The organism is Streptomyces sp. NPDC090088 (genome assembly GCF_044747345.1).
Lineage (GTDB): Bacteria > Actinomycetota > Actinomycetes > Streptomycetales > Streptomycetaceae > Streptomyces.
In genome coordinates, this window is the sequence record NZ_JBIVDZ010000010.1 from 289112 (window position 1) to 302835 (window position 13724).

Here is a 13724-nt window from a genome sequence, read left to right on the forward strand (position 1 = left end):
GACGCTCACGGGACACCTGAGTACAACGATGGAACCAAGCGTGGTGGTCGGGTGATCCTCGCCCCCGCGCCGCTTCCGGTCCGGCGCCGCGCGCTGTCGGCCGTCGTCCGCGCCCGCGGAGCGCTCCGCGAGGCCGCGCCCACCCACCCCACCCTCTGATGAGGACTCGTATGCGCCTGTCTGAACGTTCCTCTCTGCCCCGGGGGCGCGCCGCCCTGCGGTGGCTCCTCCTTCTCGTGTCCTGCGTGGCTCTGGTCGCGGTGCCCGGCGCCTCGTGGGCCGTGACCACCGGAAACGGTTCCCTGGTGTACTCACCCGCCGCCGGGAGTTCCTTCGACCCCGCCGGCACCACCTATGCGAAGATCATCGTGTTGAAGCACGGCGGCTCCAGCAACGGCCGCATCCTGGTGACCTACGACCAGCTGGTCTGGGTCAACGGCAAGCAGGTGTACCCGATCTACTCCAGTGACGACAACGGGGCGACCTGGACGCACCTGAGCGACGTGGTGCCCGGGAACACGTTCTCCACGCTGATCAAGACCTCGCAGCCGTTCCTGTACGAGGTACCCCAGGCCACCGGCGGCCTCGCTGCTGGAACGATTCTGCTGGCGGGTAACATCATGCCGTCGGACAAGTCCAGCAGCCGGCTGGTGGTCTACAAGAGCACCGATCACGGCGTGACCTGGTCCTACCTGAGCACCGTGGACAGCGGCGGACCGGCCGTCTACGACCCGAGCCCGACCTCCACCACGACCACGGTGTGGGAGCCGTCGCTCGGCCTGGACGCGGCCGGGGACCTGGTCTGCTACTTCTCGGACGAGCGGCAGAAGGCCAACGGCGTTCTGCAGGCGGTCTCCTATCACGTGTCGACGGACGGCGGAGCCACCTGGGGCGCGGAGGGCAACGTCGCCGCGATCCCGAACAGCAGCGACAGACCCGGCATGATCACGGTGACCGCGCTGCCGAACGGGAAGTACATGGCGGTCTACGAGGTCGTCAACCGTCCCTCGCAGTCACTCAACACAGCGGTCGTCTACTACAAGTTCTCCGACGACGGCATCACCTGGACCGCCAACGACCTCGGCACGCCGATCAAGCTCGCCAACGGCCGGGGCATCGGATCCTCGCCCTTCGTGAAGTGGGTCCCGGCGGGCGGTCCGAACGGCATGGTCATCGTCTCCTCGAAATGGGGACTGGACTCCTCCGGAAACATCAGCGGCGGTCAGAACTTCATGGTCAACTACAACCTCGGCCAGGGGCCATGGGAACGGCTGCCCTACGCGGTGACCTACGACGCGAGCGATACCCAGGGCGGCTACTTCGCCGGCTTCGCCCAGGCCTTCGACACCAGCGTGGACGGGAACACACTGTTCCAGGCCACCGACGTGGAGAACCGGACCACCACCTACAACGACATCCGGGTCGGATCGATCCCGCTCAACGCGCACCACTACGAGGCCGAGCGGGCCACGCTCACGCACACCACGCTGGTCTCCCAGATCGACGCGGACTCGGGCAGCAAGGTGGGCAACATCAACTACTCCGACAGCAAGGTCTCCTTCACCCATGTAAACGTCCCCACAGCCGGGACCTACACGGTCAACGTCCGTTACGACAACGGGACCGGCGCCACCAGCACCCACACTGTGAGCGTGAACGGGGGTACCGCCACCACCCTCAGCTATCCGGCCACCGTCGACTGGAACCGCTACGGCTGGGCACAGTTCACCGCGAACCTCAACGCGGGGAATAACACGATCACCTTCGGCTACAACGGCACGTACGCGGAACTCGACGCCATCGACGTCTACCAGTCGGGCGTGGCCGCGGACGGGGAGTTCAAGCTGGTCAACCGCACCAGCGGTAAGTACCTGGAGACCACGTCGGCTCTGACGACCGAAGGCGCCCCGACGGGGCAGTGGGGCGACACCGGCGACCCGACCCAGGTCTGGCGGATCGCTGCGTCCGCCTCGGGCGGCTACACACTCACCAACCTCAACAGCGCCAAGCTGCTGACCGTGAGCGGGGCGTCCACGGCGAACGGTGCCGCGGTCGTGCAGAACTCGTCCAACGGGTCCGCCTCGCAGCGATGGACCATGAACCCGACCGACTCCGGCTACGGCTACTGGACCAACGTCAACAGCGGCCGGCTCCTGGAGATTTACCAGAACTCCACGGCGGACGGCGCGATCGCCGACCAGTGGTCGAACACCGGCTACAACTGCCAGCAGTGGCGGTTGGTGAAGGAGGGCGCCCAGTAGGACCCGACGGCAGTATCAGCCGATGGCGGCGGGCCGTACGACACTCGCCGTCATCGGCCGGGGAACGGGAGAACGCCACCGTAGCCAACGCCGCCCCCGGCGGCTGGGCGGCGGGACTGGCCGCCGAGTCCGCCCGAGCACTGTGCGCGGCCGGGGTGAGCGCGCCGGTGCACTTTCAGAACGCTGATGAGTGAAGGTGGTTGCGGTGGGAGACCGCGGCTAGTGCCGTGACCACATACGTTCGCCGGGTCCTGTGCCAGCCAGAAGGGTATGGGGGGTCCGTCAGCCGATCACGTAGCGTAGCGAGGTGATCGTTGACGAGGTGGGAAGCGGCGCGGTGCGAGCCGCCCGTCGGAAGCCGTGCAGCCAGGCGGATGGGCGGGCCGCGCAGCGAGGTTCTCACCGAGGCGAGTCCTTTTCCGCGCGGCCTCCCGCCGAACCGGACATGACGGTTTCCCTGTCATCCGGCTCTCCAATGATTACGGCGTGAATGGTTTGGCAGGCCGTTCTGAGTAGATTCGGTCGTGGCAGGTATCGCATGCCACGACAGTTTTGCGACGCCGATGCAGCATGACGCGCGCCCAGTCGGAGGTCTGCCATCCGGCATGTGCGAGGTCGGCTAAGGGCTGTCCCGCAAATGATCTTCGGAGTGTGGGACACGAGGGCCGTTTCCGTGGGCGGGCGCGGCTCACCCGGCGAGGGCGAGGTTGTGCAGTCTTGCGATGCCGAGCATGGCGTGGTGCACGCCGTCGCCTTTGAGGCGGCAGTCGCGGAGGATCTGACTCGAAAATGGCCGTACGAGGGCATGGTTGATTGCCCCGGCTGTAGGGCTGGGGGTGTGGGAGGTCAAGCGGTTGCGAGGCCGGATGTATCGACCCCGAGGGCGCTTAGCTCGGCGATGAGCCGTTGCTGCCGGCGCTTGACCTGGTGCGGATGCTGTTGCCAGTGGCTGGGTCCAAGGTCCTGGTAGTCGGTGTCGTTAGTGAGCATGTGCCATGCGGCGATAACGATCTTGTGCATGACCGCGACGAGTGCGCGCTTCTTGCCCATGCGTCTGATCAGCCGGCGATAGTGGGCGTTGAGGTAGGTGCCCTTGGTGTGGGCCGCGGCGGCAGCCGCGTCGCCGAGGGCGCCCTTCAGCCAGACGTTGCCGTGCGTCGTGGTGCCTGAGTAACTTCGCCCCGCTGACTGGTTGTTTCCGGGAGCCACGCCACTCCAGCTCGCCAGAGCGGCTGCGGTGGAGAAGCGTGTCATGTCGGCGCCCGTCTCAGCGATCAGTACCTGTGAGAGGCGGGTGGAGATACCGGGGATGGTGACCAGGAGATCGCGCTGTCGGCGCAAGGGCGCGGTCTCGGCATCGATCCGCTGATCGAACGCGGCGATCTGCGTATCGATGGCGTCGATGTGGGCCAGGGCCTGAGACGTCAAGAAGGCGTGGTGGTCTTCGAAGCGGCCGGTCAGGGCCTCGCGGAGGTCCGTCATCTTCGAGCGGGCCTTCCCGACGGCCAGATCGGCCAGCACCACCGGGTCACGCTCACCGGCGATGAGTGCTTCGAACATGGCGCGGGAGGACATACTCAGCGTCTTGGTCAGCACGAGCGAGGTCTTGATGCCCGCGTCCTCGAGTACCTTCTCCAGCCGGTTCAGCGCGCGGGAACGCTCTCGGACCAGGCTGGTGCGTTGCCGGGTGAGGTCACGAAGACGACGAATGAGCGGTGGTGGCACGAAGGACGGAGAGACCAGCCCGTGCTGGGCCACCTGGGCGATCCAACGGGCGTCGGAGACGTCGGTCTTGCGGCCTGGCACCCGCTTGATGTCCCGGGCGTTGACCAGCCAGACCTCGAACCGTTCCTCAAGCAGGTAGAACACGGGTTTCCAGTAGTCCGCTGTTGCCTCCATGACCACCAGCTGGACGTCCTGCTCGGCCAGCCAGTCCGACAGCAACAGCAGTGACCTGGTCATCGTGGTGAAAGTGCGGACCTCATCCCGATAGCGTCGTGAACCCTGAGAGATCGGCCCCCGGACGCAGGCCTTCACATCGCCCTTGGACACGTCAAGTCCAGCGACTCTCTCGACCAGCACATCCATAAAGCCACCCCCTCGGAGACCGTCATCGCCAAACGACCCCGGCCTGGTGAGGGCACAGCCAACTTAAGAATCTGACTCGCGTGCTCAGAGGCAACAGTCCAGGGCGCCTGCCCCAGCCCTCGCGCCAAGCTTCCACACGGACTCAACCGCACCAAGATCCTTCGACGTCACCCAAGCCGAGGCCGCCGTCAGAATTTTCCCCAGTCAAGGACGCCGCAAAGCGGCCCGGACAGCTTCCAGGTCTTCATGCGGGCGAAGACGTGTTCGACGCGAGCGCGGACCTGCTTGTGGGACTTGTTGTGGGCCTGCTTCCAGTCGGGCAACTCCCCGCCCCTGCGGCGGCGGTGGGGCATCACGAGCCCGGTGCCCGGATAGCCGCCGTCGGCGATCACGGTGGCGCGGCCGACGGCGGCCTTCGCTCCGGACTCCTCCCACGCCTTGCAGGCGTTGCGGTTTCCGGGCAGGGGCTGGCCGACCACCACGACGAGGCGGGTGTCGGCGTCGATGACGACCTGATGGTTGGTGGAGTACCGGTAGTTCTTGGACTGCTCGGCGACGGTGTGGTCGCGGGTGGGCACCAGGGTGCCGTCCACGATGAGCACGGTGCCCTTCGCGAACCGCTTGCGGAGCTGGAGGGCAAGCAAGGGCCCAACGCGATCTATGATCCGGTCCGCCGCCGACTTGGACACCCCGAACAGCGGGGCCAGTTGGCGCATGGTCAGGTTCGTGCGCCAGTAAGCCGTGACCAGAAGAACCCTGTCCTCCAACGGCAGGCCCCACGGCCGCCCGCGCCGCGAATCCTTCGCGATCTCACGACGCACTACGGCCACCGGCTTGCCGAAACAGCGCGGGCTCAGCCCGCTGAACGGGGCTATCCAGGACGGCTTCGACGCCGTGATCACACCAGCTACATCAAGATCATCTCACCCCTGGCCAGGGGCGCCGAGGCAATACTTCAGTCGTCGCTCCCCTTCCTCCACGGGTAGCCGTAGTGATCCAAACGCTTCCGTTCGCCTATGACGAGGAGACCCCAAAAAATACCCATCGCCAAGGTCAAAAGGGCGACCTGCAGATCCACCCTTCCAATCGTCGAAGCGCAGAGGCCACCGGAAAAGACGGCGCCGGCGAGTCCGCAGAGCACCGGATGACGCAGGAACCGCCCGCGTGGCCGTATGGGAGGCCGATCGCCCGACAAATAGCGGTCGACCGCCCAAAACGCCCGTTTGAGTGCACCCAAAACCGCGCCCCCCATCTCGCTGACACTCCCTGCTGCGGCTTGGGCGATCGTAGAGGTCTGGGACCAGCGCAGTCACGAGATGGCGTTGAGTGAGCGAAGCCTCTCCTGTGCGCTGCTCCTCCGCCTCCCACCCAACGCGGATCTAGGACGAAGGGGCGCTACGCGGCTCCCGATCAGGGGTTACGGGACAGCCCTTAGCGCGCGGACGTGATGCACTTGCACGTTGCCCTTGCTTCCGCAGATCTCGCAGGTATCCGCCAGGAGCCTTGAAATGAGCTCCTTCTGTGGATAGTCCACTCGCACCGGCTGACGGTCGGAGAGTTCCGCCGTCTCTTGCCGCTGGAGTGGAATCCCACCGAACCGTGCTACCAGTGGTTTCCTGCTCTTCCGTTCGATGCGGGCCTCGAAGGCGATTCGGGGTCCGGTCGGTGTCTCGACGGTGACCTTGTATTTCGCTGTCATCTTCGACACTGTTGAACGGTGCTTGCCTGCCAGGGCCTTGAGCATCGAGGTCTCCATGACCCACCGCAAGCGGTGCAGCCGGTAGACGATCCCGAAGGTGGAGACGATTGCGTGGTCGTCGCTGTTCATCAGGGCCGGTTGCTTCGCGGGTTTCCCGTGTGCAAGGTAGGGGGAATATTTGACCTTGAGTACGTCCAGCGGGACGCGCAACGCGATCTGCCCGTTGACCGCACGACGGCTGCGGGTGACTTTGCTGCTGTTCTGCTGGGTTGTGATCTCGTAGCCGAGGAACCGCGCCGCCTGGGTGCGAGCATGGGTGATCAGCGTTTTACTCTGGGAGAGTTCCAGCCTGAGTTCATCACGCAGGAAATCTGCCAACCGCTGTTTGATCTCCTCGGCTTCGGCCTTCGGCCCGGTGAACCCGAGCAGGTGGTCATCTGCATGGCGGACATGGCGCAGCCGCCTGAAGCCCTGATCGCCTGGATCGGAGCTTGGCAAACTGTGCATCTGCTGACGCAGTCTGCGGGCTTCGGCCCGGTCACCGCGCCGGCGTGCCCTTGCCAGCACATTGGCCACCGCGAGGTATTCGAGGTCGAGTGCCCGGCGTTCCCCTCGGGCGTATTCCGGAACGAGACCTTCTCGACGAACTCGTCCAGCTTGTGCAGGTAGATGTTGGACAGGACCGGCGAGGCCACACCGCCTTGCGATGCTCCGGAGAGTTTGGCTCCCCATCTCCAGTCTTCCAGGTATCCGGCTGTCAGCATGTTGCGCACCAGCCGAAGAAAAAGCTTGTCTCGGATCTTCTCGCCAAGAATTGGGAGCAGGATCTGATGATCGAGGCTCCCGAAGCAGTCGGCAATATCACCCTCGGCAAACCAGGCAGTTCCGGTCCAGGTATGGGCCACCTCGCGCAGCGCGATGTGGCAGCCCTGATGCGGGGCGGCGAGTGGGACGGCCAGATGTTCTGGGCCGAGGTGAAGTGGCGCAAGAACGCGAGCGACCAGGGCCCCGCTTACAAGAGCTTCCCGACGGCACGAAGACCGACGCTCCGCGCTTCCTGCGCCGGGCCGAGAAGAAACTCAAGAGGGAGCAGCGTCGCCTGTCCCGCAAGGTCGAGGGATCGAAGAACAGGGACAAGGCCCGCATCAAGGTCGCCCGCGCTCACGCGCAGGTGACCGACGCACGGCGCGAGTTCCACCACCAGCTCTCGCGCTTGGCCAAGTCCGTCCACGACGCGGGATGGTCCGCGTTCGTGACGATGCTGGAGTACAAGGCCGCGAAGTTCGGCCGCAGCTTCCGCCGCATCGGGCGGTTCGAGCCGACCTCTCAGGTCTGCTCGCAGTGTGGCGTCAAGGACGGCCCCAAGCCCCTGCACGTTCGTGTGTGGGAATGCGGGGCTTGCGGGGCCGTCCTCGATCGGGACATCAACGCGGCGATCAACGTCGCCAAGGCCGCCGGACTGGCGGTGTCAGCCTGCGGAGCGCAGGTAAGACCAGTACTCGTACCGGCCCAGCGCAGTGAAGCAGGAACCCACCGAGACGGTCAGCCGACCGTGGTAGGAATCCCTTGGCTTTAGCCCGGGGAACGGAAGTCAATTCAGCATCCCGCACCTCCTCCCCTCGACGGCGACCGTCACCGGCTCATCTTCGGCAGGCTCTCCGGCGACGGCCCGGACCGCCGGGCACCCGTCACCCCCGAGGAGGTGCGCGAGGTGCTGCACGCCGTGTACGGCCGGGAGACCGAACTGGGCGAGTTGTCGGCCGCGTCCCGGTTCACCGACGCCGTCCGGCAGGTCGAGCGGTACCGCGAGGAGCGGGTGTTCTTCGCCGGGGACGCCGCGCACATCCACGCCCCGATCGGCGGCCAGGGCGTGAATCTGGGCGTCCAGGACGCGGTCAACCTGGGCTGGAAGCTGGCCGCGGAGGTACGCGGCTGGGCACCGGCCGGCCTGCTGGACAGCTATCACGACGAGCGGCACCCGGTCGCGGCACGGGTGCTGGAGCACACCCGGGCCCAGGCCGTGCTCATGAATCCCGGCCAGGACGAGGAGATCGCGGCGGTCCGTGCCCTCACGACCGAACTGCTGCGCCTGCCCGACACCAACCGCCACCTCTCGGGCGTGATGTCCGGCCTCGACACCCGGTATCCCGGTGTCGGCCCCCGGATGATCGACCTGGAGCTGACCACCGAGTCCGGCCCGACCCGGGTGAGCCGGCTGATGCACTCCGGCCGGGGCCTGCTGCTCTCGCTCGACGGCAGGCAGCGGTCCGTGGGCCACCGGTCCGACCGGGTCGAGCACGTCGCGGCGAAGACCGACGAGGACGTGGCGGGCGCCGAGGCCCTGCTGATCAGGCCCGACGGCTATGTCGCCTGGTCCACGGCCGACGGCGGCCCGCTCGAAACGGCCCTCACCCGGTGGTTCGGCTGAGCGGACGCCGTAGAGCGACCAGGTCGTCGGTCCCGGGGCGTGGTGGAGCCGGAAGTCAGGCTTCCGCGATGGTGCGCCCCGGCATCGGCTCGGCGAGCGCGGCCCGCGACGCGGGTGCGCCGAAGGGGCCGGCGAAGTACTGGGTCTCGTGCACCACCTGCCGACCGGCGAACTCCATGACGCTCACCGAGTACGACGGCTCGCCGTCGTACGTGATCACGCATTCGCTCACCCACACCTGTGCGTGGCCGGTGATGCGCAGCACGGTGAAGTGCCGGTCGGCCGGGTGCCCACCGCGTTGCGCCGCGATCGTCTCGCGGCCCCGGAAACGCTCGCCCGACTGCGGGTAGTCCAGGATCGCGTCGCTGGTGTAGACGGCGTGCTCGGCGGCGACGTCCCCGCGCTCCGACGCCCGCCAGTGCTCCTCGATCGCGGCCCTGATCAGGGACTCGGTATCCATGGCACCGCCCTTCCCCGGCAGGGCCAGCCTAGCCACCCCCGGCCGGGCGGGCGCGTCGTGCCCGTAGGCGATCCCGTCAGGAATGGAGAAGCGTTCGCGGTGCCGCCCGGCTAGCGTGGCGGCCATCGACGGAGGCCTCGCGCGGCATTTGGAGTGGGTTTGAGCATGGCCAGAAAGACCGAGACGCAGACGTCCGAGCCGCATGTGGCCGACAGCCACGGCCTGATCCGCGTGCACGGCGCGCGCGAGAACAACCTCAGGGACGTCAGCATCGAGATCCCCAAGCGCCGGCTGACCGTCTTCACCGGCGTCTCCGGCTCGGGCAAGAGCTCCCTGGTGTTCGACACCATCGCCGCCGAGTCGCAGCGGCTGATCAACGAGACCTATCCCGCCTTCGTCCAGGGCTTCATGCCGAACCTGGCCCGCCCCGAGGTCGACGTCCTCGACGGCCTCACCACCGCGATCATCGTCGACCAGCAGCGGATGGGCGGCGACCCCCGCTCCACCGTCGGCACCGCCACCGACGCCAATGCCCTGCTGCGGATCCTCTTCAGCCGCCTCGGCACGCCGCACATCGGCTCGCCCAAGGCGTTCTCCTTCAACATCGCCTCCATCAGCGGGGCGGGCGCCGTCACCGTCGAACGCGCCGGGCAGAAGGTCAGGGAACGCCGCAGCTTCAGCATCACCGGCGGCATGTGCCCGCGCTGCGAGGGCCGCGGCGCCGTCACCGACCTCGATCTCGCCCAGCTCTACGACGAGAACCTGTCCCTCAACGAGGGCGCGATCACCGTCCCCGGCTACAAGGGCGGCGGCTGGAACTCCCGCCTCTACGCCGAGTCCGGCTTCTACGACCCGGACAAGCCGATCAGCAAGTTCACGAAGAAGGAGCTGCGGGACTTCCTGCACCGCGAGCCGACCCGGATGAAGATCGCCGGGATCAACATGACCTACGAGGGTCTGATCCCGCGCATCCAGAAGTCGATGCTCTCCAAGGACAAGGAGTCGATGCAGCCGCACATCCGCGAGTTCGTGGAGCGGGCGGTCACCTTCGCCACCTGCCCCGACTGCGACGGCACCCGCCTCAGCGAGGGTGCCCGCTCCTCGAAGATCGACGGGATCAGCATCGCCGACGCCTGCGCGATGCAGATCAGCGACCTGGCCGCCTGGGTCAAGGGTCTGGACGAGCCCTCGGTGGCGCCCCTCCTGGAGACGCTCCGGCACACCCTCGACTCGTTCGTGGAGATCGGCCTCGGCTATCTCTCCCTCGACCGCCCCGCCGGCACCCTCTCCGGCGGCGAGGCGCAGCGCACCAAGATGATCCGCCACCTCGGCTCCTCGCTCACCGACGTCACCTATGTCTTCGACGAGCCCACCACCGGCCTGCACCCGCACGACATCCAGCGCATGAACGGCCTCCTGCTGCGGCTGCGCGACAAGGGCAACACGGTCCTCGTCGTGGAGCACAAGCCGGAGGTCATCGCGATCGCCGACCACGTCGTCGACCTCGGTCCCGGCGCCGGCGCGGGCGGCGGCACCGTCTGCTTCGAGGGCACCGTCGAAGGCCTGCGGACCGGCGGCACCATCACCGGCCGTCACTTCGACGACCGGGCCGCCCTCAAGGGGAGCGTCCGCAAGCCCAGCGGAGCGCTGGAGATCCGGGGCGCGGCCACCCACAACCTCCAGGGCGTCGACGTCGACATCCCGCTCGGCGTCCTGGCCGTCGTGACCGGCGTCGCGGGCTCCGGCAAGAGCTCCCTGGTGCACGGCTCGATCCCGGCCGGCGCCGGAGTGATCTCCGTCGACCAGGGCGCCATCCGCGGCTCCCGGCGCAGCAACCCGGCCACCTACACCGGACTGCTCGAACCGATCCGCAAGGCCTTCGCCAAGGAGAACGGCGTCAAGCCCGCCCTGTTCAGCTCCAACTCCGAGGGCGCCTGCCCCACCTGCAACGGTGCCGGCGTGATCTACACCGACCTGGCGATGATGGCCGGCGTCGCCACCACCTGCGAGGAGTGCGACGGGAAGCGGTTCGAGGCGTCCGTCCTCGAATACCGTCTCGGCGGCCGCGACATCAGTGAGGTGCTGGCGATGCCGGTGGCCGAGGCCGAGGAGTTCTTCGCCGCGGGCGAGGCGCACATCCCGGCCGCCCACCGCATCCTCCAGCGGCTCACCGACGTCGGCCTCGGCTACCTCACCATCGGCCAGCCCCTCACCACCCTCTCCGGCGGCGAGCGCCAGCGCCTCAAGCTGGCCACGCACATGGCCGACAAGGGCGGCGTCTACGTCCTCGACGAGCCGACCGCCGGTCTGCACCTCGCCGACGTCGAGCAACTCCTCGGCCTGCTCGACCGGTTGGTCGACTCCGGCAAGTCGGTCATCGTCGTCGAGCACCACCAGGCGGTCATGGCCCACGCCGACTGGATCATCGACCTCGGCCCCGGCGCCGGACACGACGGCGGCCGGATCGTCTTCGAGGGCACCCCGGCCGACCTCGTCGCCGCCCGCGCCACCCTCACCGCCGAGCACCTCGCACAGTACGTCGGCGCCTGACCGCCCTACCCGGCCGCGATGCGCGGGATCTCCGCCACCTGCGGCTCCTGCGCACCGCTCCGGCACACCAGCGCCGGCTCGACGATGCCGGCACGGTCCGTGAGCGTCCGGAAGGCGGTCCCGCGCACTGTCCCCAGGGCCAGTTGGGCCACGTACGTCGGGGGTGAACCCGGCCCGGCGGCAGGTGGCCGTCAACTGGTCGTGGTAAGCCTGCGGCACAAGGTGCCGCAGCAGGCGGTACGCGGGATCTTCGAGTCGATGGCCGGCCTGTCCGACCTGTCCGACCTGTCCTACCTTCCCGAACTCGCGGCGAACGGCGTGGAGCCGGCCGCGATCCCGCACAGCGGGCACTGGCCGACAGGAGACCGACAGGGGCAAAAGCTTGAGACTTCAAATGGGCTGGGCGAGACTGGTCCCCGTCTCCGTTTGATTCTTCAAGCGCGCGCCCCTTCCGGGCGTGTCCCCCCCATGCCCTCCCCTGGAGTTCGCCGTGTCCGTTACCTCTGAGGCAGTCGCCGTCCGCCGTGGCCCGCTCGTCGTGGCGGGAGGTGTCCTCGCCGCGATCGTGGTGGCCTCGATCGTCAACACCGTGATCTCGCTCATCGCCCTAGCCGCCGGCGCGCCGGACGACTTCCAGCCGCTGAAGGCCGGGTCGTACATCTTCCTCACGGCGGTCGGCACGCTGATAGGCGCCCTCGGCTGGGCCGTCGTCCGCAAGGCGGCGACGGACCCCGAGGCGCTGGTGCGGTGGCTGGTGCCGGCCGTCGTCGTGGTGTCCTTCGTGCCCGACTTCCTGCTCTACGACAACGGCGGCGCGATCGGCGTCGGCGCGCTGCTCCTGATGCATGTCGCGGTCGCGGCGGTCGTCGTGTTCGCCTACCGCAAGGTCATGCCGCTCTCGTAGCGGAGTCGGGCGTTCGCGGGCTACGACCCCCGGAGCACCGGCGCGTCCGTACGGTCCGCGATCTCGTCGGCCGTCACCCCCGGCGCGCACTCCACGAGCACCAGTCCCTCGGCGGTCACGTCCAGGACGCCGAGGTCGGTGATGATCCGGTGGACGCAGTGCTCGCCGATCAGCGGCAGGGTGCACTCCCTTTGGGGAGGTCGCCGCGGGCGGAGACCTGCATGGCGCCGAGGACGGCCGTGTCGATGCGCCCGCCCCGGATCATCCCGAAGGACAGCGCCGAGTCGAAGAAGGAGGCGCCCGGCAGGACGGTCACGGTCTCCTTGCCGGCGTTGACGAGGTCCGGGTCGACCGTCGGGTCACGGCCGCTCCCGGGTACGGCGCCGGGCGGCCGGCAGCGGGAGCGGATCGGCCCCGGCGGCCACCGTGTTGGAGACGCTGCCGATGCCCTCGACGGTGAGGGTGACGGTGTCGCCGGGTTTCAGCGGCGGCGGGTCCTGCCTGCCCCGCACCCCCCACAGCTCGGCCAGGCAGCCGCCGTTGCCGCAGGTGCCCGAGCCGAGCACGTCGCCGGGGCGCACCCAGGTGCCGCGCGAGGCGTAGGCGACCATCTCCTCGAAGGTCCAGCTCATGTTGGACAGCAGGTCCTCGCCGACCACCTCGCCGTTCACCGAGGCGGTGAGCGCGAGCCGCAGGAAGCCGTCCGGGTCCCGGTACTTCTCGAACTCGTCGGCGGTGACCAGGTACGGGCCCAGCGTGGTGGCGGTGTCCTTGCCCTTGCAGGGGCCGAGGTTCACCTTCATCTCGGCGGACTGCAGGTCGCGGGCGGACCAGTCGTTGAAGACGGTGTAGCCGACGATGTGCTCGCGGGCCTGCTCCGGGGTGAGGTCGCGGCCCTCCGTGCCGATCACCGCGGCGACCTCGAGCTCGAAGTCCAGCACCCGCGAACCGGGCGGCACGGGGATGTCGTCGTGCGGGCCGTACACCGCGTAGGGGTTGGTGAAGTAGAAGGTCGGCGCCGCGTACCACTGCTCCGGCACGCCCGCGTCGCCGTCGATGGAGCGCCGTACGCCCTCGACATGCTCCTCGAAGGTCACGAAGTCCCGCACGGTGGGCGGTTCCAGCGGCGGGAGCAGCCGTACCTCCGACACGTCCGGCCCGGCCGGGACGTCGAGCATCGCCGCACCCGCCTCCAGGAGTTCGGGCAGCCCTCCGCACGCCCCGAGCAGCGCGGCCAGCGAGCCGACACCCGGGAGCGGATACAGCGTGCCGTCCGTGTCGACGACGGCCACCTGGCGTCGGGAGCGGTACTCGTACGTGGCGAAACGCATGGG

9 protein-coding genes and 5 pseudogenes are annotated in these 13724 nt (G+C 68.2%); 5 read left to right on the forward strand and 9 right to left on the reverse strand.

The features are described from left to right. Positions 1 to 245 precede the first annotated feature (245 nt). Entirely contained in the window at positions 246 to 2261 is a 2016-nt protein-coding gene (locus ACIPSJ_RS40955; protein ID WP_401353562.1) for an RICIN domain-containing protein, read from the forward strand. A 479-nt stretch (positions 2262 to 2740) separates the two neighbouring features. Here ACIPSJ_RS40955 and ACIPSJ_RS40960 read toward each other — a convergent pair whose 3' ends face one another. The 5 genes and pseudogenes from ACIPSJ_RS40960 to ACIPSJ_RS40980 all read right to left on the reverse strand — a co-directional run. Continuing rightward, positions 2741 to 2953: a hypothetical protein gene (locus ACIPSJ_RS40960; protein ID WP_401353564.1), complete on the reverse strand. Its 213-nt coding sequence runs from the start codon at positions 2951 to 2953 to the stop codon at positions 2741 to 2743. Next, positions 2950 to 3042, reverse strand: a pseudogene (locus ACIPSJ_RS40965) (IS5/IS1182 family transposase); the annotation flags it as partial. The pseudogene ACIPSJ_RS40965 and the gene ACIPSJ_RS40960, both read right to left, overlap by 4 nt. A 65-nt stretch (positions 3043 to 3107) precedes the next feature. Further along, complete coding sequence (locus ACIPSJ_RS40970; RefSeq protein WP_401353566.1) at positions 3108 to 4349, reverse strand: IS110 family transposase; 1242 nt, start codon at positions 4347 to 4349, stop codon at positions 3108 to 3110. Positions 4350 to 4579: 230 nt separating this feature from the next. Beyond that, positions 4580 to 5251, reverse strand: a pseudogene (locus tag ACIPSJ_RS40975) (transposase); the annotation flags it as partial. Between the two features lie 530 nt (positions 5252 to 5781). Then, positions 5782 to 6986: pseudogene (locus tag ACIPSJ_RS40980) on the reverse strand (reverse transcriptase/maturase family protein); the annotation flags it as partial. Between the two features lie 83 nt (positions 6987 to 7069). Here ACIPSJ_RS40980 and ACIPSJ_RS40985 point away from each other — a divergent pair. Both ACIPSJ_RS40985 and ACIPSJ_RS40990 read left to right on the forward strand, forming a co-directional pair. Continuing rightward, positions 7070 to 7624 (forward strand): annotated as a pseudogene (locus ACIPSJ_RS40985) (zinc ribbon domain-containing protein); the annotation flags it as partial. A gap of 18 nt (positions 7625 to 7642) precedes the next feature. Then, a complete protein-coding gene (locus ACIPSJ_RS40990) occupies positions 7643 to 8476 on the forward strand; it encodes an FAD-dependent monooxygenase (RefSeq protein ID WP_401354048.1) in 834 nt (277 codons plus the stop codon). Between the two features lie 55 nt (positions 8477 to 8531). Here the strand turns inward: ACIPSJ_RS40990 and ACIPSJ_RS40995 are convergent, their stop codons facing one another. Continuing rightward, positions 8532 to 8936: a nuclear transport factor 2 family protein gene (locus tag ACIPSJ_RS40995; RefSeq protein ID WP_401353568.1), complete on the reverse strand. Its 405-nt coding sequence runs from the start codon at positions 8934 to 8936 to the stop codon at positions 8532 to 8534. Positions 8937 to 9101: 165 nt separating this feature from the next. Here ACIPSJ_RS40995 and ACIPSJ_RS41000 point away from each other — a divergent pair, with 165 nt between their 5' ends. Further along, positions 9102 to 11486 carry an ATP-binding cassette domain-containing protein gene (locus tag ACIPSJ_RS41000; protein WP_401353570.1) on the forward strand — a complete coding sequence of 795 codons (2385 nt, stop codon included), beginning with the start codon at positions 9102 to 9104 and terminating at the stop codon, positions 11484 to 11486. A 5-nt stretch (positions 11487 to 11491) separates the two neighbouring features. Here ACIPSJ_RS41000 and ACIPSJ_RS41005 read toward each other — a convergent pair whose 3' ends face one another. Then, complete coding sequence (locus ACIPSJ_RS41005; RefSeq protein ID WP_401353571.1) at positions 11492 to 11638, reverse strand: hypothetical protein; 147 nt, start codon at positions 11636 to 11638, stop codon at positions 11492 to 11494. A 338-nt stretch (positions 11639 to 11976) separates the two neighbouring features. Here ACIPSJ_RS41005 and ACIPSJ_RS41010 point away from each other — a divergent pair, with 338 nt between their 5' ends. Continuing rightward, positions 11977 to 12390, forward strand: coding sequence for a DUF6069 family protein (locus tag ACIPSJ_RS41010; protein ID WP_401353572.1), 414 nt, complete (start codon positions 11977 to 11979; stop codon positions 12388 to 12390). A gap of 20 nt (positions 12391 to 12410) precedes the next feature. Here the strand turns inward: ACIPSJ_RS41010 and ACIPSJ_RS41015 are convergent. Next, a pseudogene (locus tag ACIPSJ_RS41015) lies at positions 12411 to 12823 on the reverse strand (CoA-transferase); the annotation flags it as partial. Continuing rightward, positions 12750 to 13721 carry a fumarylacetoacetate hydrolase family protein gene (locus ACIPSJ_RS41020; RefSeq protein ID WP_401353574.1) on the reverse strand — a complete coding sequence of 324 codons (972 nt, stop codon included), beginning with the start codon at positions 13719 to 13721 and terminating at the stop codon, positions 12750 to 12752. The gene ACIPSJ_RS41020 and the pseudogene ACIPSJ_RS41015, both read right to left, overlap by 74 nt. Positions 13722 to 13724 lie beyond the last annotated feature (3 nt).